Origin of the sequence: Curtobacterium sp. MCPF17_001, from assembly GCF_003234615.1 — a bacterium.
Lineage (GTDB): Bacteria > Actinomycetota > Actinomycetes > Actinomycetales > Microbacteriaceae > Curtobacterium.
The window spans coordinates 108,211-132,052 of record NZ_QKSL01000005.1 but is presented as its reverse complement, the minus strand read 5'-3'; the positions used below and the strand labels follow the sequence as shown (position 1 = coordinate 132,052).

The following is a 23,842-nucleotide window of genomic DNA, read 5'->3' as shown; positions in this document are numbered from 1 at the left end:
CTGTTGTGCGGAGCCAGTCAGCGCCGTGCGCCGGCCAGCGCCGGCGCCGCGCTAGCGGGAGGCGGGGCCGACGATCGGCGGCTCGTGGAACGTGCCGCCGAAGACGCGCTCGGACGCACCGGAGCGGTCGAGGTACGGGCTGATGCCACCGGCCTGGAACGGGTAGCCCGCGCCGAGGATCAGGCCGAGGTCGATCTCCTCGACGTGCTGCACGACCCCGTCCTCGAGCATGCGGTGCACCTCGTCGGCCAGGGCGTCCTCGAAGCGACGCTGCATCTCGGCAGCGTCGACCGGTGCGGCGTCCTTCTTCGACGGTGCGACGAGCTTCACGGCAGCGGGGTCGTACCCGGTCGCGTTGCCCTTCTTGTCGCGGGTCAGGATCGTCCCGTGCTCCGCGATCCGCTTCAACCCGTCGCCCGGGTAGAAGCGCTCCGGCCACGCCGCGTGGTGCGAGTCGAGCACGTGCGCACCGACCGGCAGGCCGACGAGCTCGAGCAGCTCGAACGGCGACATCGGCAGGCCGAGCGGAGCGGCACCGTCGGCGACGGTCTCGAACGAGGTGCCCTCCTCGACGCCACGCATGGCCTCACCGAGGACGCGTGCGAGGACCCGGTTGACGACGAAGCCCGGCTGGTCGGCCGTGACGATCGCGGTCTTCTTCAGCGTCTTCGCGACGGCGAGGGCGGTGGCGAGGGCCTCGTCGGAGGTCTTCGAGGCTCGGACCACCTCGAGCAACGGCATCACCGCGACCGGGTTGAAGAAGTGGAAGCCGACGAGGCGTTCCGGGTTCGTCAGCACCGAGGCCATCTCGTCGACGGAGAGCGACGAGGTGTTCGTGGCGAGGATGGCGTCCGGAGCGATGACCTGCTCGATCTTCCGGAACACGTCCTGCTTGACGCTCATCTCCTCGAACACGGCCTCGATCACCCAGTCGGCGTCGGCGAACGAGTCGTAGGACACCGAGCCGCTGACGAGTGCGGTGATGCGGTTGGCGTCGTCCTGCGAGACCCGGCCCTTGGCGAGCATCTCGTCGACGGACTGGCGGATCCGGGCGACACCGGCGTCGACGCGCTCCTGCGAGACGTCGGTGATGACGACGGGCACGCCGAGACGACGGGCGAAGAGCAGCGCGAATTGCGACGCCATGAGTCCGGCGCCGAGGACGCCCACCTTGGTGATCTTCTTTGCGTCGACGCCCTCGGGAGCGCCGACCGGACGCTTCGCCCGCTTCTGCACGAGGTCGAACGCGTACATCGACGCGGCGAACTGGTCCCCGGCGAGCAGGTCGGCCAGGGCGTCGTCCTCCCCGGCGAAGCGCTCGTCCAACGAACCGCTGCGGGCGGCGGCGACGAGGTCGAGTGCGCGGAACGGCGACTTCGGGACCGTGCCGATCTTCGACGCGACCTGCCCACGGGCGACCTTGACGACGGTGCCCCAGGCGGCCTTCTCGATCAGTCCGGGCTCGTTCTTGCGCACGACCTTGGTGCGGCCGGACACGACGCCGTCAGCCCAGGCGACCGCGGACGGCAGGAACGTCACCGAGGGGATCAGCACATCGCCGATGCCGAGGTCGACCGCGGCCGGGCCGTCCATCAGGCGGTTGTTCTTCAGCGGGTTCTCGACGATGACCCGCAGGGCCTTCTCCGGGCCGATGAGGCGGGGGAGCAGGGTCGCACCGCCCCATCCCGGGATGATCCCGAGGAAGACCTCGGGCAGCCCGATGCCCTGGGCAGCGGACGAGAACACGCGGTAGGTGCAGTGCAGCGCGACCTCGAGCCCGCCGCCGAGCGCGATGCCGTTGACGAACGCGAACGACGGCACACCGAGCTCGCTGAACTTCCGGAGCGTCGCGTGGCCGAGCACACCGAGCTCGTGTGCGACCTCGCGAGAGGGGAGCGCCGCCGCCTGGGAGAGATCGGCACCGGCGGCGAAGCAGTACTCCTTGCCGGTGATCGCGACGGCCTGGATCGTGCCCGCCGACGCGGCGTCACGCAGCGTGTCGAGCACGTCCGACAGCTCGCGCATCGTGCCCGGGCCGAGCGTCGAGGGGCGCTTGTAGTCCTTGCCGTTGTCGAGCGTGATCAGCGCGAGTGTGCCGCCGGAGGGCAGCGCGACGTGCTTGACGTACGAGTGCGTGACGACCTCGTCCTCGCTCAGGGCGGTCAGCTGGTCGATCGGGGTGGTGGTCATGGTCAGGCCGCCTTCCGTGCCGCGGACTTGCTGAAGTTCGGGTTCTCCCAGATGACGGTGCCGCCCTGGCCGAGCCCGATGCACATCGTGGTGATGCCGTACTTGACGTCGGGGCGCTCGGCGAACTGGGCCGCGAGCTGGTTCATCAGGCGGACACCGCTCGACGCGAGCGGGTGGCCGACGGCGATCGCGCCACCCCAGGCGTTCACGTTCGGGGAGTCCTGCGCGATGCCGTAGTTGTCCAGGAACGCCAGGACCTGCACGGCGAAGGCCTCGTTGATCTCGAACAGTCCGATGTCGTCGATGGACAGCCCGGCCTTCCGCAGTGCCTTGTCGGTGGCGGGGATGGGGCCGACGCCCATGACCTCTGGGTCGACGCCCATGAAGGCGAAGGAGACCATGCGCATCTTCGTCGCCAGACCGTGCTGCTTCGCGCCGTCCTCGGACGCGAGGAGGCTCATCGTCGCGCCGTCGTTCAGCCCGGCGGCGTTGCCGGCGGTGACCCGTCCGTGGGGCCGGAACGGCGTCTTCAACGCGGCCAGGGCCTCCAGGGTGGTGCCGGGTCGTGGCGGCTCGTCGGCCGAGACGATGTCCCAGCCTGCTCCGGTGTTGACCTCGACCGGGATGACGTCCGGCTGCAGCTTGCCGGCACCCCAGGCGGCGGCGTAGCGCTGCTGGGACTGCACGGCGAAGGCGTCGGTGCGGTCCTTCGTGATGGCGGGGAAGCGGTCGTGCAGGCGCTCGGCGGTGGCGCCCATGACGAGGGCGTCGCTGGAGACCATGCGCTCCGCGACGAAGCGGGGGTTCGGGTCGGCGTTGAAGCCCATCGGGTGCCGGCCCATGTGCTCGACACCGCCGGCGATGGCGATGTCGGCGGCACCGAAGGCGATGGCACCGGCGAGCGTCGTGACGCTCGTCATGGCGCCGGCGCACATGCGGTCGATGGCGTACCCGGGGACGGTCTTCGGCAGGCCGGCGAGCATGCCGACCGTGCGGCCGAGGGTCAGGCCCTGGTCGCCCTGCTGGGTGGTCGCGGCGACGGCGACGTCGTCCACGGCGGCACCGTCGAGCGAGCTGTTCCGGTCGAGCAGGCCACGCATCGCGTGGACGGCGAGGTCGTCGGCGCGGGTCCGCCAGAACACCCCCTTCTCACCGGCGCGGCCGAACGGGGTACGGACACCGTCCACGAACACGACGTCTGATGTCTTCGGCAATGCGAGCCTCCAGATCCACAACGATCGGGCCGGAGCGACGTGTCACCCCGACCGGCCGGGCCTCGCCCGGCGACGCTCCGACGCTAGTACCCCCGGCTGGGCGGGGGCACGTCGGTTGGGCGGTTCCTACGAGCCGGTCGTCCCGGTCGTGGCGTCGGTCTGTCCGTCTGCGACAAGACCGACCGCACCGACCGCACCGGGCGCGCCAGCGTCGGGCGTCGCGTGGTCGGCGTCCGCCGTCGTCTCGTCCGGACGGGAGGCCGTGGTCGCCGTGACCGCGGCCGCCGGGTCCTCGACGGACCGGTCCGCGGCGACCTCGAACGCGTGCGCGATGACCGACGCGGTCTCCTCGACCTGCCACGGCCGGGCGTCGTGCGATGCGAGCGTCGCACCGACGGTCTCGGTCGCGACGGTCTTCGGCGGGTTCCACGACACCAGGCGGAGCGTCTCCGGCGTCAGCAGGTTCTCCACGGGGAGGTCGAGCTCCGCCGCACGCGCGGTGACGGCCACGCGGGCCGCACGGTACCGGCGGTCGGCGGCCGGGTTGCGTTCGGCCCAGGCGCGGGGCGGTGGGAGGCTCGGCTCGCCCCCGCCTCGCAGGCGCGGCAGGTCCTCGGTGGTCTGGCCCGCTTCCACGGCGGCCCACCAGCGGTCGAGCTCGGAGCGGCTGGCGCGGCCGGTGAAGGCCTTCAGCGCACCGAGTTCGGCACGCGAAGCCGGGGCAGCAGCGGCGGCGGCGACGATCGCCGAGTCCGGGATGGTGCGGCCCGGGGCGATGTCGGTCTCCTGCGCGTAGGCGTCCCGCGCCTGCCAGAGCGACCGGGCGATCGCGAGGGCCCGGGCGCCGCGGAGCACGTTCATGCCGGACAGTCGACGCCACGGTTCGGCACGCGGGGGCTTCGGGCCGCGAGCGAGGACGGCTGCGAACTCCTCTTCCGCGATCCGCGTCTTGCCGGCGGCGTCCAGGACCTCGGCGAGCGAGTCGCGGAGGTCGGGCAGCAACTCGACGTCCAGTGCGGCGTAGACGAGCCACGCCTGCGGGAGCGGGCGGGTCGACCAGTCGGCGGCGGAGTGCGCCTTCGCGAGCGTGATGCCGAGCAGTTGCTCGACGACCGCGCCGAGGCCGACACGGGGGAACCCGGCGATGCGGGCACCGAGCTCGGTGTCGAAGATCTTGGTCGGGACCAGGCCGACCTCGCGGAGGCAGGGCAGGTCCTGGGACGCGGCGTGGAACACCCACTCCTCGTCGACGAGTGCGGCCTGCAGGTCGCTGAAGTCACCGATCGCGATCGGGTCGAACAGGAACGAGCCGGACCCGCGGCGGAACATCTGGATCAGGTAGGCGCGCTGCGAGTAGCGGTAGCCGCTGGCGCGCTCGGCGTCGACGGCGACCGGGCCGGTACCGGCGGCGAGCCGTGCGACGGCGTCGAGGTACTCGTCGCGTTCCTCGATGACGTGGACAGCGGCGTGCGCGTCCTCGTATGCGGGATCGGCGTCAGTCACGGGCGAGCCTCCGGGGGGCCAGGAGCGAGACACCGTCCGAGGCCGGGGGGAGTCCGGCGAGCATCGCCACGATCTCTTCCCAGGCCTGCACGTGCGGCGTCAGGTCGTCGTCGAGGGGCGTCCACGAGGCCCGCAGTTCCAGTTGGGCGCCGTCGCCCTGAGCCGCGAGCTCGCCGTAGCCGCGGGAGATGATCTTCGTCGCGGTGCCGGACGCGTTGCCGTACCGGGCACCGTGCGCCTCGAGGGCGTCGACGAGCCAGCTCCAGGTGACGTCGGCGACGAACTCGTCGACGCCGATCTCCGGCTCGAGCGGGGCCTGCGCGAAGGTGACGATGCGGTACGCGCCGCCCCACCCCTCCGGCTCTGCGGGGTCGTGCAGGGCGATGAAGCGTCCGGTGCCGAGGTCCGAGTCCACACCGTGCACGACGCCCGATACGTCCGCCGCCAGGGCGAGCGAGAAGGGTGCGATGCGGCTCGGCGACGGGATCTCGGTGACCGTGGTCTCGGTGCGGGTCCTGCCACTCGACACGAACGCGCGGAGACGCGCGAACGCCTCCGGTTCGGCGTCGGGGTCTCGGGATTCGGGCACGGATGCAGACTAGGCTCCGGACCGAGCACCGGCGCGGGCGGCACGCCGTTCCGCGCGCAGTCGTGCTGCCCGCAGTCGTCCTCGTCCTGGAAGGCCCGCATGGCCCGCCGTCCCGATGCCGTCCGGTCCGTCGGCCTCCTCGCGCTGGGTGCCGGCATCACCACCGCCGCGGTCGGCGTCGCCGTCGTCGCCGGGTCGGTCGCCGCCGTCGCCCGGGCCGTGGTCACCCCGGACCGCAAGCGCGCCGAGCGGGTGCCGATCACCGCCGTCGACCTGGAGGCACGCACCGTCTCCCTGGGACGCAGTCCCGACACCGAGTCCCCGGGTCGGTACAGCCTGTGGTTCGGCGGCGCGACCGGGCACATGCGCGTCGGCGAGGTGCTCGACATGACGGACACGACCGTCACCCGGCGGGTCATCGCCGTGGACGCCGGCGACCCCACCGTGGCCCGTCGCGGCCGGTGGGGTGGCTGGTTCTACCTGACCCCGGGGGAGCTCGGGGTGCCGGTCGAGGACGTCGACGTGCAGACCCCGAACGGCCCCGCGCCCGCCTGGGTCGTCCGCGCCGACGACCCGGCCGCGCCCTGGGCCGTCCTGGTGCACGGACGGGGCGTGACCCGGGCCGAGACGATCCGCGCGGTGCCGGTGTTCCGCGCCGCCGGCTACTCGGTGCTGCTGGTGTCGTGGCGGAACGACGGGGTCGCACCACCGAGTGCCGACGGTCGTTACGGTCTGGGCTCGACCGAGTGGGAGGACGTCGACGCCGCCCTGGACTGGGTCGCCCAGCAGGGTGCCACGAGCGTCGTCCTGATGGGCTGGTCGATGGGCGGTGCCGTGGTCCTGCAGACCCTCGTGCGCTCGGGCCTCGCAGGACTCGTCACCGGCGTCGTGCTGGAGTCGGCGGTCGTCGACTGGCACGCGGTCCTCAAGTCGCAGAGCCGTGCGCTCCGGCTGCCCCGGCCGGTCCGGAAGGTGGCGCAGTGGGTCCTCCGCACGCCGGTCGTCCACCGGGTCGCCGGACTGGACCAGCCGATCGACCTGCGGGAACTCGACATGGTCGCCCGCGCCGACGAACTGCAGGTGCCGATCCTGCTGCTGCACAGCGACGACGACGGGTTCGTGCCCGCATCGGCGTCGTACGCCCTCGCCGCCGCCCGACCGGACCTGGTGCGGCTCGAGGTCGCGCACGTCGCCCGGCACACCAAGCTCTGGAACCACGACGCGGAGTGGTTCGACGCGCGGATCCGGGCGTGGCTGAACGACGTGGTGCGGCCGACAGCCGACGCGCGGTAGACGGGACCGGCGGTCGGACGGGAGGCGCGGTGCCAGCTGGCACCGCGCCTCCCGTCCGCCGTTGGTACCGTCTGCGACACTCGACCCATGTGGCCGTTCCGCAAGCGCCCCGAGACGGTGCCCTCGTTGCCGACGAACCCCGTGCTGCAGCAGATCGTGCAGCGGGGCGGCGACCTGTCCCAGCCGCGCGACTGGGTCCACTTCGTCTACTTCCCGGACGAAGGGTCCGCCAAGGCAGCCTCCGCGCGGATCGCCGCCGCCGGGTGGAACGTCGCAGTCAAGCCGTCGGGTGCGGAGTGGTACGTCGCCGCCGATCAGCAGAACGTGCTCGTGGACGACGCCCGACTCGGCGAGGCGGTGCGGTTCTTCGAAGGGATCACCGCGGAGACCTCCGGCGCACAGTGGGACGGCTACGAAGCGAGCATCTAGGTCGCCGTCTGCCGGCCTGGCCCGAACTCCTCGAGACGGGTCGCCGGTCGACCGGGCCGCGCTGGGCCGTACGTCCGGTCGAAGGCATCGCTCATCGTCGTGAGCGGTGGTCGGACCGTCACGGTCCATTCGCCGCTGTCGAACGCGTCGATGCGGACGACCAGGTTGGTCTCGTCGGTCAGGTCGGCGCCGCGGAGGTACCCGAGGAACTCGCCGTCGATGAGCTGCCAGATGCTGTCGGCGATGTCCCTCGCCTCGGCGTGGCTGAGGATGAGCCCTGGTTCCGCCGCGGCGTCGACTCGGCGTTCGAGTGGGAGTGCTTCGACCCACTGGTCAGGGGACGTGACGGCGTAGATGGTCGTGAGGACCCAGACGAGCTCGGGTGCCTCGAGTTCTGAGAAGAACTGCACGAGGTCGGGCAGCGCGATTCGATCAGCGGCGATCGTGTACGTGACCATCTCGAGGTCCTGCGGCACTGTCGAGGTCATCCGGCCTCCTCCTTCCTGATGCTGAGCGGGAGCAGCTCGTCGGTGGGCATCTCGACACTTCGTGGTTCGGAGTGCGACGACGACCGCGGCGGGACACCCTCGGCGGGGGACGGAAACTTGAACGGCTACCAGCTTCAGCTGTCGGGGAAGAGGTCGACGGACCGCGGGCTGGAGCGGTAGCGGAGGTGCTCGAAGTCGGGGTGCCAGTCGACGAGGCCGACCACGGCGCGCACGGCGATGTCGATGAAGTACGGCGACACGACGACGCGGCGGGGGATCGTCGTCGCCTCGATCTCGGTCGCCGGTCGGGAGCGCGACCCGGAGAAGTCGGTGACGTGCACGCCGTCGAGGTCGGTGCCCCAGGTGTACGCGGGCAACAGACGGTCGGTGTCCGGGGCGACGTTGCCGACGACCTCCCACATGCCCGGTTGGAACCGCGCCGGCAGGGTGAGCCCGGCCACCACCGGCTGCGTGGCGAGCACGACGAGCGGGTCGGCGGGTCGCGGCAGGTCCTCGGGGCGCTGGAAGACCGCGACGTAGACGGCGTCGTGCAGCGTCGCGAGGACGTGCCCGAGCAGCACGCTGCCGCCGCCGTCCGGGATGAAGAAGACGTCACCGGTCTCGACGGTGAAGGGTTCGCGGCTGAGCGGCAGCAGCTCGTCGGCGGGAGTCTCGGCGGTCCCGGACTCGGAGTGCGACGACGACCGTGGCGGGACACCCTCGGCCGGGGACGGCCGCGTCATCGTCACGCCCGCGTGGCGGAGTCGCTTCAGACGATCGTCGAGGTCGCGGCCAGGGTTGCCACGATCGATCATCTCGATCGTGAACAGCTTCTCCGGGTCGGCCCGGGTCTCGGCCAACAACTGCGCGAAGAGCTGCTGCTCACTGTTGGTCTGGTGGAACTCGGAGCCCGATGGCTGGTCCTTCTTGCGCTTGCCGAACACGTCGTCCGTTCCCCTCGTCCGATGACACCCTCATCGTGGCACGACTGGTCAGTCGGACGTCGCTGGTGGGTCGACGACTGCCAGGCCACCGCCGGGCATGGCGATGATCACCCGAGGCTCCGGCCCGGCGCCGTGGTGGTTCCACGACTCGTACGACTCGTCGGGCCAGGCCTCCAGGACCGTCCCGGATGCGAAGTCGAGCCGGAGGTCGGCGCCGTCGAGTGTCGCGTTCGTGACCCTGTCGCCGTGCAGGGCCAGGACGGGTGCGAGCGACGTCGGGTCCGTCGGGTCCACGATCCGGCGTTCCCCGTCCGGACCGGTGATCGCGAACTCGGCCTCGAACTGCATCGTCGTGCCGTTCGAGAACTCGATGGAGGTCTGGAGGGTGACGGTCAGGACGTCCACCCGGGCGTTGGTGAGATCGAGCCTGTGGTCGTCGGTCACGGAGCCTCCTCCGGGGCCGTCGCGACCCACTCCTGCGCTCATGACGGCGTCCCTCCGGGCAGCGTGCGGGCGTCGACCTCGCCGCCGGTCAGGACGTCGATGTCCAGGCGCGCTCGTCCTGGTTCGGACCAGTGCCACGACGGCCGGTCGCGGTGGGACCACCCCTCCAGCAGCTCACCCGATGCGAAGCGGACGGCGATGCGGGCGCCGGTGACGGTGCCGCGTTCCACCACCTTCGTGTGCAGGGCGAGGAGCGGCAGGAGCGAGGGCGGATCGCCGGGCTCCATGAAGGTGTGCGTGCCGTCGTTCTCGGTCAGCGCGAAGCCGGTCTCGAACCGGAGGGTCGCTCCGCTCGAGAAGCGGACGGTGACGGCGGTGTCGATCGCGATGGCGTCGACCGTGTCGCCGGCGACGTGCAGTTGGATGGGGGCCGACGTGGTGTTGGTCACGGTGTCCTCTCGCCGTCTCCGGCGTCTCGCTCTGCCGGGAAGACGAGCTGATCGAGACGCGGCAGTTCGGTCGGCATCTCGTCGGTGAACCACGGGAGCTCGACCATCTGGATCCTGCCGTCGTGCGCCCAGATGAGCAACTCGCCCCCGACTGCCTCGGCGTCGGTTCGGTAACTGGCGGCTTCCGGCAGTGGTCCGTCGGGGAGGTCGACGCGTGGCAGGTCGTCGCGTTCGAGTTCGAGCGACCAGGCGCGCGGCCCTGAGGGCGTGACGTCGACCACTGCGTCGAGCTGGGTGAGGAGCGCCGGTGCCTCGTCGATCCGAGCGTTCTGGAGGCACGCGCGGACGAGTGCGCGGATCTGCTGACCGTCACGTTCCTCCTGTGCGCGGCGCTGCTCGTCCTGTGCGCGGCGCTGCTCGGAGGCGATCTCCTCGTCGCGGCTCCCGATGCCGGAAGCGGGAACGCCGGGTCCGAGGAACAGTTCGAACTCCCAGGAGGTCCCGATCACCGAACGATCCAGGGTGACGGTGACCGTCGTGCTGTCGAAGAAGTCGATGCGGATCACTGCCTGCGAGGCGTCCGTCGTGGTGCTGCCGATCGGTGAGCCGAAGAACTCGCCGTCGATCATCTGGTGGTTCTCCCGGACGAAGCGCCGCATGTCGTCGTCGGTGATCCACAGCCCGGCGCCGCTGCTGTCGTGAACCTTCTGCTCCCACTCGACGACATTGAGGTCCGAGTGGGGCAGCGCGACCATGTCCAGGTCGGTGACGAGCCAGCGCAGGGGAGGGATGGTCATCCCGTTGACGACGTTGCGGAACGTCAGGACGCCCATCGGCTGTGAGCCGATAAAGCGGTGGTACGTCACGAAGTCGGGCTGGGGTCTCCTGGTTGCCGGGTGGCCTGATCTCCTGCGGAACGACATGGTCCTCATTCGCTCGCTCTCACCGATCGCTTCTTGCTGCCTCGGAGTGCGGTTCGCGAGTCTGCGGGAGCTTGCCGACCAACTCGATCACGTCGTCGAGGAGCGCGTGCGAGCGCTCATCTCGTGGGCGTACGCGTCGGCCTCGGTCTTGTAGATCTCGCCCCATGCGATGCTCGAAGGCATGGCATGGGCAGGCAGATCGACGTCAGGGAGGCAGATCTGCACGAAGTGCGGGAAGGCAGGGAAGGTCCAGAGGTCTTCGTCCTCGAACCGGCTCCAGAGCAACAGCTCCCCGATGCCGAGTGGATGGCCGAGCTCCTGACCGTTCAGCGGCGGATCGCAGCTGACCATCAGTGCATGATGACCGTTCGGGAGCTCGATCGGTCGTTCCACTTCGCACCGGAAGACAGACGAGAACCGCTTGCTGTCCATGGACGAGAGGAAGAAGACTTCTTGCATGTCAGAACTCCGGATTGATGCCGCTGACGCGATCGAGCTGGATCGCGCCCTTGTCGATGCCGTTCGGGATGATGTACTCGTCTAGTCCGCCTCGGTTGCCGTCCAGGGGAAGCGCTGCCCTCGTCTTCACCACCGCGCTGGGGTCGCGCAACGTCCCTTCGAGCAGGAACCGCCCCGAGTTCACGCTGTAATCGGGCCCGGTCTTCCCTGACGGTAGTCCTGCGACGTCGCGGTAGTTGGCAACAGACCCAGGGTGGGACGGCGACCATGAGGCACCGGTCGGCTGAGCATCTCCGCCGTAGACACGGTAGATCTTCTGACCTTCGAAGGGCGTCGGGAGCTCGTCGCCGAGCTTGTTCACCGCTGTCGGCAGATGCACCTTGTTGAGCACCCCGCCGGTGGCTGCCGACGTCGCCGCCCCCTCCGCGGCGTTTCGCAGCAGGCTGCCTGGCGTGACCGGCTGCCCACTGACGACGGTGTTCGCGACGTTCTCGACTGCGCCCTCGACCGCGTTCCCGACGAAGTGCTTCCCGATCGCCGCACCGAAGCCGCCGCCGACCGCGCCGAACGCTCCGCTGACGGCGACCTGCCCCCAGTTGACCTCGCCGGTGGTGGCCTTCTGGATGATGGTGTCCGCGCCGGCGCTGATGAGCATCATGCCGACCGGGCCGCCGACGCCGGTGGCCATGAGGAGTCCACCGCCGACGACCATCGCGCCACCGGCGACGTACTCCCAGTTGTCCTTGAACCATTCGCCCGTGGCCGCTGCAGCCCGGGCCAGGGGACCCTGCTCACTGGCGGCGTAGGCCTCGAGCTCGGCGTCGGTGATCGGCGCGAGCCCGAGCGGGTCGAGCGCGTGCAGCGGGTCGTTCCCGGCGAACGAGTACGGGTTGCCACCCCACGCGGCTCCGGCGGGCGGAGCGAGCGGGTCGACGGAGAGGAACCCGCGCGTGGTCGGGTCGTAGGCGCGGGCGCCCATCCACTCCAGGCCGGCGACCTGCAGCGTGCCGTCGGCACCCAGACCGAGGGCTGCGGGCAGGGACGCGCCTCCGACGTCGGCGAGGACCTGCCACGGGTCCGCTTCCGATGCGGCACGAGCGCTGCGCCAACCGGCGGTCGTCCAGGCGTCACCGACTCCGGTGATGCCACCGGGAGCACGGAGGACCGGAGCGTCGCCGACAGCGAGGAGCGTCGGCGTGGCCGCCGCGGTGTCCCAGGCGATCGGGACACCGTCGACATCGGCGAGTTCGCCGAGGGCATCGACCGTCAGGTTGGTCGACGCTGAGCCATCCGGACCCTGTGTCCGGGTGCCCGTGAGCCACCCGCGGGCGTCCCAGAGTGAGTCGGTGGTGCTGCCGTCGCTCCGGAGTTCGCGCGTGCGCTGGCCGCGCCCGTCGTACTCGTAGGTGACGGACTCGTCACCGTCCTCGACCCGGAGGAGTTGACCTGCCGCGTCGTGGTGGAACCGGCGGACTCGATCATCGGTGCGTTCCTCGACGAGCCGTCCGGCTGCGTCGTAGACCCAGTCGGACCGGTGGTCAGAACCCATAGCTGACACGAGTTCGGCGGAGACCAGCTGTGCCCCGTCGTCGTGGCCGTACCTGGTCCGTCCGGCGGGGCCGTCCACCGACAGGATCCGCCCGTCGGGGTCCCGCTCGATGCGGGTCACGTCGGACCCGTCGGCGTCGGTCGTCGTGTGCTCGACGAGCTGGCCGTCCGCGTAGCGCCAGGACTGCAGCTGGTCACCGGCCCGGAGGCCCGTCAGGCGTCCGGCAGGGTCGTGGTCGTACCGGACCTCGCCGAAGGCGGTGTGCTCGACACGGCTGACACGACCCACGGCATCGCGGTCGTACCGGGTGACCGTGCCGTCGGGGGAGTACACGGCGGTGCGGAGGCCGTCGGCGTCGTGGCTCCACCGGGTCTCACGGGAGCCGGTGCTGCGACGGACGAGCTGTCCGAGCCGGCTGTAATCCAGCGTGTGGTCCACCGGATCCCCGCCACGGGTGTGGTCGGTGATCGTGACGGTCCGGGAGCGCGGGTCGCGGTCGATGCGGGCGAGCAGTGCGTCGTCGGCGTACTGGGCGACCTCGAGCCCGGCGGCGTCGTGCTCCCATCGCAGGGTCCTGCCGTCGGGGTCGGTCTGGGTCAGCTGGCGGCCGGCCGCGTCGTAGGTCGCGGTGGTCGTTCGTCCCAGTGGGTCGGTCGACGTCGCCACCTTGTCGAGCTGCGTGTACGTCCGGACCGTCACACCGCCGAGTGGGTCGGTGGTGCGGACGAGGCGCCCGCGTTCGTCGTACTCGTAGCGGGTCACCCCACCGAGTCCGTTCACCGCGGCGGTCAACTGGCCGGCGGCGTCGTACCGGAACGACCGCTGCCCGAACCGGGAGTCACGTGCCGAGACGACCCGACCGACCCGGTCGTACCGGTACTCCGCGGTGCCGACGCCCGGCACCTGGGAGCGCACGACACGGCCGACGGCGTCGTACTCGGTCCGCGCGACCGTCCCGTCGGGCATCGTCCGCGCCGTGATCCGCGAATCGGCGTCGTACGTCAGCGTGGTGCGGGCGCCGGCCGGGTCGACGGCGGCGACGGGACGACCACAGCGGTCGTACTCGTAGCGGCTCGTCCGCCCGGCGGGCGTGGTCACCGTGACGACCCGACCGGCCCGGTCGCGCTCGATGACCGTGAGACCACCGTCGGCGTCGACGAGCTCCACCGGGCGTCCTGCGGCGTCGTAGGTGGTCAGCTCCGCGGAGGAGTCCGCGTGTTCGACCGACAGCGGCCGACCGAGTTCGTCCGTGCGGACGGTGACGTCCTCGAACGCGTTCCGCACGACCGCGATGCCGTCGACACGTGCGCGCTCGGTCTCGGTCCGGACGCCGGTCGGGTCGACGGTCGCGCTGACCTGCCCGGTTGCGTCGTACTCGCGGGCCCAGCTGCCGCCGGCCGGGTCGACCACGGTGCCGAGACGCGAGAGCGCGTCGTGGACGAAGCGCCACTCGGCCCCGTCCGGCAGGGTCGCCGTCGTCACGTTGCCGAGCGCGTCGAAGTCCTTCGTGACGACCCGACCGAGCGGGTCCGTCGTCGCGACGACCTGGCCGTGCGGTCCGTAGCTCAGCTCGGTCCGTGCACCGGTGGGGTCGACCGTCGCGGTGACCCGGCCGCCCGGACCGTGTTCGTACCGCCACACGCCGCCGTCGGGCTCCTCACGCGAGGTCAACAGTCCGGAGGCGTCGTACCGGTAGCGCGTGCGGTGGCCGAGGGGCGTCCGGGCTTCGACGACACGACCGGCGTCGTCGCGCTCGAGTCGTGCGACCGCGCCGTCGGCGTTCTCGATGCCGACGACGTCGCCGAACCGGTCGTGGTGGAAGGTGACGGTCACCCCGGTCGGGTCGGTGCACCGGACGAGCACACCGCCGCGCCACTCGAGCTCGGTCCGACCGCCGACGGGGTCGACGACGACCGACGGGTTGCGGTCCGCTGCGTCGGCGTACTCGTACTCGACGACGCCACCGGCCGCCGTGACGATCGTCGTGACGCGGTCCTGCTCGTCGTGGCCGTACGTCAGGTCGGCGCCCTCCGGCGTCACGGTGCGGACGCGTCGGCCACGGTCGTCGTACCCGTGGACGGTCGTCTGGCCGTCGCGCTCCGTGACCGAGACCAGGTTGCCGTGCGGGTCGTACGACATCGACTGACGGCGGCCGTCGGCGTCGACGATCCCGACGACGCGGCCCTTCCGGTCCGAGATCCAGGTGTTCGTGGCGGTTCCGTCAGTGTCCGACACCGAGGTCACCCGGCCCTGCAGGTACGCGAACCGGACGGTGCGTCCGAACGGGGTGCGCTGCTCGACCACGCGGCCCTGCGCGTCGTACACGTTGACGCACTCGACGACGCCGGAGGCCGCGGTCACCTGGTCGACCAGGCCCGCGTCGTCCCACCGGTAGCGTCGCGTGCCGACCGCGTCCTGCGCGGCGACGAGGCGTCGGGCGTGGTCGTACCGGTACTCGACGCGGCGGCCGTCCGACGCCGAGACGGAGGCGACGCGGTCGTCCTGGTACTCGACGTGGAGCGCGCGGCCGAGCTCGTGCTCGAGCCGGGTGATCCGGTCGTCGCCGTTCCGGACGACCGAGACGCCGGTGCCCGGCCCCCGGTCGGTGCCGAGCCAGAGCCCGGCGGGCGTGAACGTCCATCGGCCGCCGGCGTTGTCGGCGACGACGAGCACGGCGTCCTCGCAGCGGAGCCAGAGGTCCTCGCCGACCCCGCGTCCCCAGCCGCCGCCGTCCCGGGGGAAGTCGACCTGGCGTCCATCCTCGAGCACGATCGACGCGATTTCGTCCCCGAGCTCCAACCGGACGTCGAGCACCGACGACCACCCGATGCCGAACCAGCCCACCCGAGTGTCGAGCGAGTTGTACATCCGCGAGAAGTGCAGCGCTGCCGCGGCCCCACCGAAGCGCAGATCGGTCTCCGGCTCGAGGAAGTTCCCCGTCGCGGTGTTCACCGGGTCGTCGGCGAAGCCGTTCGTCGGCGGGGTGCCCATCGCCGAGAACGGGCCGATGGTCAGGTCGTCGCGGGTGGCGTCGATGCCGGCCGCCGCCAGGGCCGCCGAGATCGAGGCGTCCGACAGCGTGGCGGGTCCGGTGCCACCGCCTGCGGCCTCGAACTGCGCCGCGACGGTGCCCGCCCAGGCCGCGTCCTGCCCGTTCGCGGTCAGCCAGTCGTTCACGGCGGTCACGAGCGACTGCGCGTTCAGCGTGCCCCAGCACGGGTTGCAACCGGACTCGTAATCGGTAAGGGCGTTGCGGAAGGTCGAGACCGCACCAGCGAGTGACTCGTCGCACGACCGGACACCGGACTGGAACGACCGGAGGTCTGCGGGCACCGCCGACGACGTGCCGCCACCTCCGCCGCCCCCACCGGCCGGGATGGTCCGGCCGCTCACCGTCACGGCGTCGGCCTGGCGGTGCGGCTCTGGCTCCGGCTCCGGTGGCTTCGGGTCGTCGTCGGCGCCGAACCACGTCCCGACCTCGTGGGTCGCCGCGACGAAGAGGTTGTCCTCGCGCTCCTTCTTGCGCGCCGCCCAGGCCTTCGCCTTCGCCCGCCGGTCGTCCTCCTGCTTCGCAGCCTCACGCAGCTGCTCGACGAAGCCGGACAGGCTCTGCAGCGCGTCGACGAGCTCGGACGCCCCTCGTGAGGCGACGTCGGCGTTGTCCGCGAAGACCTGGGAGAAGTACCCCCGGAACTCCCGGCTCGCGGTCGTGACGTACGACGCCCGTGACCCCTTCTGGCCGCTGATCGCGCTCGCGAGCCCAGTCGCAGCGGACTTCAGCGCGTCGGCGTCTCCGTAGGAGTACCCCGTCGGGTCGTTGCCGTGGATCTTCCCCATGTCGTCCCGTTCCCCTCGTCGGTTGACGGGCCCATCCTGCCACCTGTACCGCTCGTTCCGCCGGGACGTTCTGCGGGCAGATGGGGGGACGACGGACGGGAGGCCCCCGTCGGGCACGGCCGTCCCGCCGCTGGCGCGTCGGCCCGGAACCGGCCGACTGGGCCCAGGCACCAGCTGGCACCGTCCTCCCTCGCAGGCTCGGTCGGCGCGGCCTGCGTGACGCTGGCGCGTCACCACTGAGCGGGCCGCGCCCGTCCGGAACGAGGCGGCTACGCGACCGCCGCCGTGACCTGCCGCTGCACCCGGCCGAGCATGCCGACCATGCCGCGGATCCGCAGCGGGCTGACCGCCTCGGACAGCCCGATCGTGAGCGGGTAGTCGGCCGGCACGGCGAGCACCTGCTGGGCGGTGAGGCCGGAGAGCCCCTGCGCCAGGATCGAGGCGAACCCGCGGGTGGTGGGGGACTCGCGCGGCGCCGTGGCGTGCATCCGGACGACGTCGGGTGCGTCGCCGTCCGCGCCGACCGTGACGGTGATGAAGACCGGGGACTGGCACTCCTCGACACGTTCGAGTTCGTCCTCGTGTCCCTGCAGGCGCGGCGGGAGGGCCGGCAGCTCGTCGGAGAACTCGAGCAGGAGCTGCAGGCGGTCGTTCAACGAGAGCGCGAGGAAGTCGTCGCGGATCTCGGCGAGGGGCTGGGGGAGTGCTGCGTCCGTCATCGAGCAGGCAGCGTACCCGGCTCGGATCCCACCGCGATCGGGACGCGGACGGCGCTGCCCCACTCGGTCCAGGATCCGTCGTAGTTCCGCACGTTGTCGTAGCCGAGCAGGTGCTGCAGGACGAACCAGGTGTGGCTGGATCGCTCACCGATGCGGCAGTAGGCGATGACCTCGTCGGCGTCGCCGATGCCGGCGCCGTCGCGGTAGACGGCGTCGAGCTCGTCCCGCGACTTGAACGTGCCGTCCGCGGCGGCGGCGGTCGCCCACGGGATGTTCACGGCGGTGGGGATGTGGCCGCCGCGGAGGGCGCCCTCCTCCGGGTAGTCGGGCGCGGTGGTCCGGTCACCGGAGTACTCCGGGGCACTGCGGACGTCGATGAGGGGCTTGCCGAGGTGGGCGAGGACGTCGTCCTTGAAGGCGCGGACCGGCTCGTCGTGGCGCTCCACGACGGGGTACTCGACCGGCTCGACGGTCGTCCGGTCGGTGGTCATCGCGCGGCCCTCGGCGATCCACTTCGCCCGGCCGCCGTCGAGCAGGCGGACGTCCTCGTGCCCGAAGAGCGTGAAGACCCAGAGGGCGTAGGCCGCCCACCAGTTGTTCTTGTCGCCGTGGATGACGACGGTGGTGTCACGGCCGATGCCCTTGCCGCCGACGAGTCGGGCGAAGGCCTCGCCGTCGATGTAGTCGCGCTGCACCGGGTCGTTGAGGTCGGTGTGCCAGTCGATCTTCACCGAGCCCGGGATGTGCCCGGTCTCGTAGAGCAGGACGTCCTCGTCGGACTCCACCACGACGAGCTCCGGCGATCCGGCTCCGGCGTCGAGTTGCTCCTGCAGCCACTCGGTGGACACCAGACGCTCGGGGTGCGCGTAGGAGCGGAACTTCTCGGACGGGTCGACCGGTGCGGTCATCGGGGGTACCTCCTGGGGATCGGTGGCGCGCGGACTACGATCGGTCCTTGCGCGTCGACGGCAACGGTACGCGGACGGGCCGAGTCCCCGCCGCACCGTGACACTCCACGACGGAGACGACACGCACGACGTACACGACACGCACGCTCCGCACCGGAAGGCCGTCTTGCCCGAACTCGCTCCCGTCGCCCACCTCGTGGACCGCGACCCGCAGGTGACCCCGCAGCAGATGGCCGACTCCCTGGTGCCGCCGCCGCAGTTCACCACCGCGTCGTTCGCCTCGTACCGCCCCGACCCGGAGTACGCGTCGCAGGCCGAGGTCCGCGACGCGGTCGAAGCGTTCGTCGCCACACGGCCGGAGCCCGCCAAGCGCGGCCTGTTCGGCCGGAAGCGCAAGGAGCCCGAGACCCCGGCGCGATCGGGCGTGTACCTGGACGGCGGGTTCGGCGTCGGCAAGACCCACCTGCTCGCCGCCGCCTACCACGCCGCGTCCGGCCGGAAGACGTTCGGCACCTTCATCGAGTACACCGCCCTCGTCGGCGCACTCGGCTTCCAGGGCACCGTCGACCTGCTCCGCGGCACCTCGCTGGTCTGCATCGACGAGTTCGAGCTCGACGACCCGGGCGACACGATGGTGATGACGCGGCTCATCAAGGAGCTGTCCGAGACCGGTACCCGCTTCGCCGCGACGTCGAACACCCCGCCGGGAGCGCTCGGCGAGGGCCGGTTCGCGGCGCAGGACTTCCTGCGGGAGATCCAGGCGATGTCGGACCGGTTCGACACGATGCGGATCGACGGCCTCGACTTCCGTCGCCGTGCCGTCGACGAGTCCGCCTCGGTGGTCGACGACGTCCCGTCCGTCCTGGCGACCCTGTCCTCGGTGACGACGTCCCGGTCGGGAGGCCCGGCCCGCGTCACGCAGGACGACTTCCGCTCCGTCGTGGCCCACCTGGCGTCGGTGCACCCGTCGAAGTACGTCGCGCTGGTCGACGGCCTCGACGCCGTCGGACTGACCGACGTGCAGGCGTTCACCGACCAGACCGACGCGCTCCGCTGGGTGGCGCTCGTCGACCGGCTCTACGACGCGCAGGTACGGATCGTCGCCTCCGGCATCCCGCTCGACACCGTCTACCCCGAGGTGATGCTCGAGGGCGGGTACCGCAAGAAGTACCTCCGCGCGGCCAGCCGTGTCGTGGCGCTGACGCGCGCGGAGACCGACGCCAGCGCGGAGACCGAGCCCCGGGCCTCCTGACCGTCCTCGCACGTCGCTCGGGGCACCTGCACACCGCGCTGACCGGTCCACGAAACACAGCGTTCACAGAACGCGCCGTGACGTTACCTCCGCGAAACAGACCGAGCGCTCCGGTGAAACACGTCGTCGCCAGACTCGGTCGCACCCGAGGCGGACGAGAGCCGCACAGCGACGAGAGGTGCACACATGCTTGATCAGGGCAACACGACGTTCGTGTTGGTCATGGCGGCCCTGGTGTTGTTCATGACACCCGGCCTGGCCTTCTTCTACGGCGGACTGGTGAAGGCGAAGTCCGTCATCAGCATGATGATGATGTCGTTCGGAGCGATCGCCCTGGTGAGCGTCCTCTGGGTGCTCTACGGCTACGCGATCGCCTTCGCGAACCCCGGCGACCACACGGCGATCTCCGGCGTCGTCGGCTTCTTCAGCATCGACTGGAACCAGCTCGGCCTCGGCCAGGCGTTCGAGGAGGCCACGGCCTCGAAGATCGACGCGTCCTACCCGTCGATGGCCTTCGTCGGCTTCCAGGCGACGTTCGCGATCATCACCGTCGCCCTCATCTCCGGCGCGATCGCCGACCGCGCCAAGTTCGGCGCGTGGATGGTCTTCGCCGGCGTCTGGGTCACCGTCGTGTACTTCCCGGTCGCCTCCTGGGTGTTCAACCTGACCTCCGGCTGGGCCGCCACGTGGGGCGTCATCGACTTCGCCGGTGGCACCGCGGTGCACATCAACGCGGGTGCCGCGGGCCTCGCCCTGGCGCTGGTGCTCGGCAAGCGTGTCGGCTTCGCCAAGGGTGCGCACAAGCCGCACAACCCGCCCTTCGTCCTGCTCGGTGCCGCCATCCTCTGGTTCGGCTGGTTCGGCTTCAACGCCGGCTCCGAGGGTGCCGCTGACGGCATCGCCTCGATCGCCTGGGTGAACACGCTCGCCGCCCCGGCCGCCGCGATCCTCGGCTGGCTGCTCGTCGAGAAGCTCAAGGACGGCAAGGCCACCTCCGTCGGCGCCGCCTCGGGTGCCGTCACCGGTCTCGTCGCGATCACCCCGGCCTGCGCCAACCTGACGCCCGGATGGGGCCTGGTGCTCGGCTTCCTCGCCGGCATCGTCTGCTGCTTCGCGATCGACTGGAAGTACCGCCTGGGCTTCGACGACTCGCTCGACGTGGTCGGCGTGCACCTGGTCGGCGGCATCTTCGGCACGCTGTTCCTCGGCTTCTTCGCCAACGACACCGGCCTGATCTACTCGGGCTCGTTCGAGCAGCTCGGCAAGCAGGCCGCGGCCGCCGCAGCCGTCGGTGTCTACTCCTTCGTCCTGGCCTTCGTCATCGGCTTCATCATCGAGAAGACGATCGGCTTCCGCGTCAAGACCGAGGACGAGGTCGCCGGCATCGACACCGCGGTCCACGGCGAAGAGGGCTACGTCCTCTACGACGAGGAGGACAAGAGCCCGGTCGGCGTCCGCTGACACGCTCGCTCCACACGACGACGGCCCCCGCTCACCCGAGCGGGGGCCGTCGTCGTGCGTGCGCCCGCGAAACGCAACGTGGGCGACGCCGCGCAACGGAGTACCGCTGCGCGATGCCGCCGCGGTTGCGTTTCGCGGGGCCGGACGGGACGAGGTCAGTCCGTGTCGGCGCCACGCTCGCGCGAGCCGCCCGGTGCTGCCTGGTCGTCGGTCTGGGTGCCGGCGGAGGTGTCGCCGAGGTCGTCGCCACCGCCGACGAGGGCATCGCCACCACGAGCGTCGTTCCCCAGGGCGGCCAGAGCGGACTGCTCCTGGTCCCCACGGTCCTCCAGATCGAGGCCGGAGCGGTCGTCGTCTGCGCGCTCCTCGACGTGGGTGCTGCCGCCTGCGGTGTCCCCGGTGGTCGCAGCCTCGTGCTGCATCGCCTCACCGAGCTCGGTGTTGCCGCCGTCGCCGCCGTGGTCGTTGGGCATCGAGGTGGTCATCGTGCGTGTCCCTTCGTCGGTGGTTCCGTCGAGCCATCCGTAGCCCCGGCCGGCTGGACCCGCACCCGAGCCGTCCGGGAAACGCAACGTGGGCGGCGCCGCGCAACGGAACACCGTTGCGTGACACCGCCCACGTTGCGTCTTGCGGGAGGTCAGGTCACCAGGCGTAGTCCTCGGGGGACGTCTTGTGTCCCGGGAAGAGCTCGTCGAGGCGGTCGAGCGCCGACTGGTCCAGGCGCACGTCGACGGCACGGACCGCGGACTCCCACTGCTCCATCGTGCGGGGGCCGGTGATCGGCGCGGTGACGCCCGGCTGGTGCAGCAGCCACGCGAGCGCGACCTCGCCCGGCGTGTGTCCGAGCTCCTTCGCGAACGACTCGTACGCGGTCAGCTGGTCACGGTGCGCGTCGACGTACTCGGCGCTGCGGCCGGACAGGCGGCGGGACCCGTTCTCGGTCTTCTCGATGACACCACCGAGCAGACCGCCCTGCAACGGCGACCACGGGATGACGCCGAGGCCGTAGTGCTGCGCGGCCGGCAGGACCTCGCGCTCGATGTCCCGGACGACCAGGTTGTAGATCGACTGCTCGCTGACGAGCCCGAGGAAGTTCCGGTGCTTCGCGGCCTCCTGCGCCTGGGCGATGTGCCACCCGGCGAAGTTCGACGAGCCGACGTAGAGGATCTTCCCCTGGCCGACCGCGATCTCCATCGCCTGCCAGATCTCGTCCCAGGGCGTGTCCCGGTCGACGTGGTGCATCTGGTACAGGTCGATGTGGTCGGTCTGCAGGCGTCGGAGCGAGGCGTCGATCGACTGGCGGATGTTGTACGCGCTGAGCTTCTCGCCGTTCGGCCAGCCGGTCATGTCGCCGTAGACCTTCGTGGCGAGGATCGTCTTCTCGCGGCGTCCGCCGCCCCGGGCGAACCACCGTCCGATGATCTCCTCGGTGGCGCCCTTGCCCACCGAGCCGCCGTACGCGTTGGCGGTGTCGAAGAAGTTGACGCCGAGTTCGTGGGCCCGGTCCATGATCGCGTGCGAGTCGTCCTCGCTGGTCTCCGGTCCGAAGTTCATCGTGCCGAGCACTGCCCGTGACACCGACAGCCCTGTCCGTCCGAGGTGTGTGTAGTCCATGGTCCAGGTCTACGCCCCTGCCTCGATGCCCTGCCAGGCACTGGGAGTACCGGTGAGGAGCCGGACCAGCACGCGACGAAGGAGCGATCATGCCCGCCGACGACGACCTCCCCAGCACCCTGCAGCGGTCCCCGGAGCACGCGCAGGAGATCTACCGCGCCGCCCGGGAGTCCGCCGAGGCCGAGTACGGCGACGGGCAGCGCGCCGGCCGCACGGCCTGGGCCGCGGTGAAGCACGAGTACGAGAAGGTCGGCGACCACTGGGAGGAGAAGGACTCCTCCGGCCCGTCGGACTCCGGCGCAGCAGGGTCCCGCGGCTCCGGCACGACCGAGGAGGGCGTCGACGCGAACGCCTCGAAGGCGCACCTGCTCGACGTCGCGAAGCGTCTGGACGTCAGCGGCCGTTCCGGCATGACGAAGGACGAGCTCGTGGACGCGATCAAGAAGGCGAACCGTCGCGCGACGGCGAAGGCCCGGGAGTGAGCATGCCGTGCCGGGCATGCCGCGCTGGACGACAGGCGTAGCGTGCCGGGTGTGAACATCCCAGCACTCCGAGGCAGCCGGATCATCGGGTTCGGCCACCACCAGCCCGACCGGATCCTCACCAACGACGAACTGTCGACCATGGTCGACACGAACGACGAGTGGATCACCACCCGCACCGGCATCAAGACGCGGCACATCGCCGGGCCCGACGACAGCGTCACGTCGATGGCGACCGAGGCCGCGCGCAACGCCCTGGCGGACGCCGGCGTCGCGCCGACCGACGTGGACCTGGTGGTGGTGGCATCGACCACCCACCGGGACCGCTCGCCGTACACGGCCGGCCGGGTCGCGGCGGCACTCGGCATGTCGAACGGTCCCGCGCCGATCGACATCAACACCGCGTGCAGCGGCTTCGAGTACGCCATGGCGACGGCCGACCAGGCGATCCGCACAGGTGCCGCCGACACCGCACTCGTGATCGGCTCCGAGACGCTCTCCCGGATCGCCGACTGGACCGACCGTTCGACCTGTGTCCTGGTCGGTGACGGCGCGGGCGCAGCGGTCCTGGGCGTGTCCGACGAGCCGCAGATCAGCTCCGTGTCGTGGGGCAGCGTGCCGCACCTGCAGGACGCCGTCCGCGTCACGCACGACCCCGAGGTCTTCCAGCAGGAGGGCCGCTCGATCTACCGGTGGGCGATCACCGAGGCCGAGGGGCACGCCCGCGCCGTCGTCGAGCGCGCCGGCCTGACGCTCGACGACATCGGGGTGTTCGCGTTCCACCAGGCGAACCTGCGGATCATCGAGCCGCTCGTCACCGCGCTCGGCGGCGAGGGCAAGTACGTCGTCCGCGACGTCGTCGAGTCCGGCAACACCTCGGCCGCGAGCGTCCCGCTCGGGCTGTCGAAGGCCTGGCACCGCGGGGAGCTCCCCGAGGGCGTCCCGGCACTGCTGTTCGGCTTCGGCGGCGGGTTCGCGCACGCCGGTCAGGTCGTCATGACGCCGATCCGGCGCTGACGCTTCGCCGGTCGCGACCGCACGACGGACGGGAGGCCCGCCACCAGCTGGTGGCGGGCCTCCCGTCCGTCATCGGCA

The 23,842-nt window shown here is 71.1% G+C and carries 21 protein-coding genes; 6 read left to right on the top strand and 15 right to left on the bottom strand.

Annotated elements, in window-relative coordinates:
* Positions 1-51: 51 nt before the first annotated feature.
* The 4 genes from DEJ24_RS06765 to DEJ24_RS06750 all read right to left on the bottom strand — a co-directional run bounded on the left by DEJ24_RS06765 (position 52) and on the right by DEJ24_RS06750 (position 5,496).
* Complete coding sequence (locus tag DEJ24_RS06765; RefSeq protein ID WP_111077855.1) at positions 52-2,190, bottom strand: 3-hydroxyacyl-CoA dehydrogenase NAD-binding domain-containing protein; 2,139 nt, start codon at positions 2,188-2,190, stop codon at positions 52-54.
* Positions 2,191-2,192: 2 nt separating this feature from the next.
* Positions 2,193-3,404, bottom strand: coding sequence for a thiolase family protein (locus DEJ24_RS06760; protein ID WP_111077854.1), 1,212 nt, complete (start codon positions 3,402-3,404; stop codon positions 2,193-2,195).
* Between the two features lie 126 nt (positions 3,405-3,530).
* Positions 3,531-4,907 (bottom strand): HRDC domain-containing protein, encoded by a 1,377-nt coding sequence (locus tag DEJ24_RS06755; protein ID WP_111077853.1) that lies wholly within the window; start codon positions 4,905-4,907, stop codon positions 3,531-3,533.
* Positions 4,900-5,496 carry a DUF3000 domain-containing protein gene (locus tag DEJ24_RS06750; protein WP_110902428.1) on the bottom strand — a complete coding sequence of 199 codons (597 nt, stop codon included), beginning with the start codon at positions 5,494-5,496 and terminating at the stop codon, positions 4,900-4,902. Before DEJ24_RS06750 ends, DEJ24_RS06755 begins: the two co-directional genes overlap by 8 nt.
* Before the next feature lie 99 nt (positions 5,497-5,595).
* On the opposite strand from DEJ24_RS06750, the gene DEJ24_RS06745 reads away from it, so the two are divergent.
* Positions 5,596-6,789, top strand: a complete 1,194-nt coding sequence (locus DEJ24_RS06745) for a S9 family peptidase (protein WP_111077852.1) — start codon at positions 5,596-5,598, stop codon at positions 6,787-6,789.
* Positions 6,790-6,876: 87 nt separating this feature from the next.
* Positions 6,877-7,218: a ribonuclease E inhibitor RraB gene (locus tag DEJ24_RS06740; protein WP_111077851.1), complete on the top strand. Its 342-nt coding sequence runs from the start codon at positions 6,877-6,879 to the stop codon at positions 7,216-7,218.
* On the opposite strand, the gene DEJ24_RS06735 is transcribed toward DEJ24_RS06740, so the two are convergent.
* From DEJ24_RS06735 to DEJ24_RS06695, 9 genes are all read right to left on the bottom strand, one after another.
* Complete coding sequence (locus tag DEJ24_RS06735; protein WP_111077850.1) at positions 7,215-7,706, bottom strand: hypothetical protein; 492 nt, start codon at positions 7,704-7,706, stop codon at positions 7,215-7,217. The genes DEJ24_RS06740 and DEJ24_RS06735 overlap by 4 nt on opposite strands.
* Before the next feature lie 134 nt (positions 7,707-7,840).
* Positions 7,841-8,650: a hypothetical protein gene (locus tag DEJ24_RS06730; protein WP_111077849.1), complete on the bottom strand. Its 810-nt coding sequence runs from the start codon at positions 8,648-8,650 to the stop codon at positions 7,841-7,843.
* 48 nt (positions 8,651-8,698) lie between these two features.
* Positions 8,699-9,094 (bottom strand): DUF6188 family protein, encoded by a 396-nt coding sequence (locus DEJ24_RS06725; RefSeq protein WP_111077848.1) that lies wholly within the window; start codon positions 9,092-9,094, stop codon positions 8,699-8,701.
* Positions 9,095-9,132: 38 nt separating this feature from the next.
* On the bottom strand, positions 9,133-9,543 hold the full coding sequence (locus DEJ24_RS06720) for a DUF6188 family protein (protein WP_111077847.1): 411 nt from the start codon (positions 9,541-9,543) through the stop codon (positions 9,133-9,135).
* Positions 9,540-10,376, bottom strand: a complete 837-nt coding sequence (locus DEJ24_RS06715) for a hypothetical protein (protein ID WP_111077846.1) — start codon at positions 10,374-10,376, stop codon at positions 9,540-9,542. Before DEJ24_RS06715 ends, DEJ24_RS06720 begins: the two co-directional genes overlap by 4 nt.
* A gap of 177 nt (positions 10,377-10,553) precedes the next feature.
* Positions 10,554-10,925 carry a hypothetical protein gene (locus DEJ24_RS06710; protein ID WP_111077845.1) on the bottom strand — a complete coding sequence of 124 codons (372 nt, stop codon included), beginning with the start codon at positions 10,923-10,925 and terminating at the stop codon, positions 10,554-10,556.
* A gap of 1 nt (position 10,926) precedes the next feature.
* Entirely contained in the window at positions 10,927-16,311 is a 5,385-nt protein-coding gene (locus tag DEJ24_RS06705; protein WP_111077844.1) for a DUF6531 domain-containing protein, read from the bottom strand.
* A gap of 269 nt (positions 16,312-16,580) precedes the next feature.
* Positions 16,581-17,030, bottom strand: coding sequence for a SufE family protein (locus DEJ24_RS06700; RefSeq protein WP_111077843.1), 450 nt, complete (start codon positions 17,028-17,030; stop codon positions 16,581-16,583).
* Positions 17,027-17,938 (bottom strand): sulfurtransferase, encoded by a 912-nt coding sequence (locus DEJ24_RS06695; RefSeq protein ID WP_111077842.1) that lies wholly within the window; start codon positions 17,936-17,938, stop codon positions 17,027-17,029. The genes DEJ24_RS06700 and DEJ24_RS06695 overlap by 4 nt, the downstream gene beginning before the upstream one ends.
* Positions 17,939-18,104: 166 nt before the next feature.
* Between DEJ24_RS06695 and zapE the strand changes: the two genes are divergently transcribed.
* On the top strand, positions 18,105-19,190 hold the full coding sequence (zapE, locus tag DEJ24_RS06690; protein WP_258374505.1) for a cell division protein ZapE: 1,086 nt from the start codon (positions 18,105-18,107) through the stop codon (positions 19,188-19,190).
* A gap of 186 nt (positions 19,191-19,376) precedes the next feature.
* Entirely contained in the window at positions 19,377-20,651 is a 1,275-nt protein-coding gene (locus DEJ24_RS06685) for an ammonium transporter (protein WP_110902409.1), read from the top strand.
* A gap of 155 nt (positions 20,652-20,806) precedes the next feature.
* Here DEJ24_RS06685 and DEJ24_RS06680 read toward each other — a convergent pair whose 3' ends face one another.
* Both DEJ24_RS06680 and DEJ24_RS06675 read right to left on the bottom strand, forming a co-directional pair.
* Complete coding sequence (locus DEJ24_RS06680) at positions 20,807-21,136, bottom strand: hypothetical protein (protein ID WP_111044215.1); 330 nt, start codon at positions 21,134-21,136, stop codon at positions 20,807-20,809.
* 157 nt (positions 21,137-21,293) lie between these two features.
* Complete coding sequence (locus DEJ24_RS06675; protein WP_111077841.1) at positions 21,294-22,265, bottom strand: aldo/keto reductase; 972 nt, start codon at positions 22,263-22,265, stop codon at positions 21,294-21,296.
* Between the two features lie 89 nt (positions 22,266-22,354).
* Between DEJ24_RS06675 and DEJ24_RS06670 the strand changes: the two genes are divergently transcribed.
* Complete coding sequence (locus tag DEJ24_RS06670) at positions 22,355-22,747, top strand: ChaB family protein (RefSeq protein ID WP_111077840.1); 393 nt, start codon at positions 22,355-22,357, stop codon at positions 22,745-22,747.
* 51 nt (positions 22,748-22,798) lie between these two features.
* The gene (locus tag DEJ24_RS06665; RefSeq protein ID WP_111077839.1) at positions 22,799-23,764 is read left to right on the top strand and encodes a beta-ketoacyl-ACP synthase III; all 966 of its coding nucleotides are present in this window, start codon (positions 22,799-22,801) and stop codon (positions 23,762-23,764) included.
* Positions 23,765-23,842 lie beyond the last annotated feature (78 nt).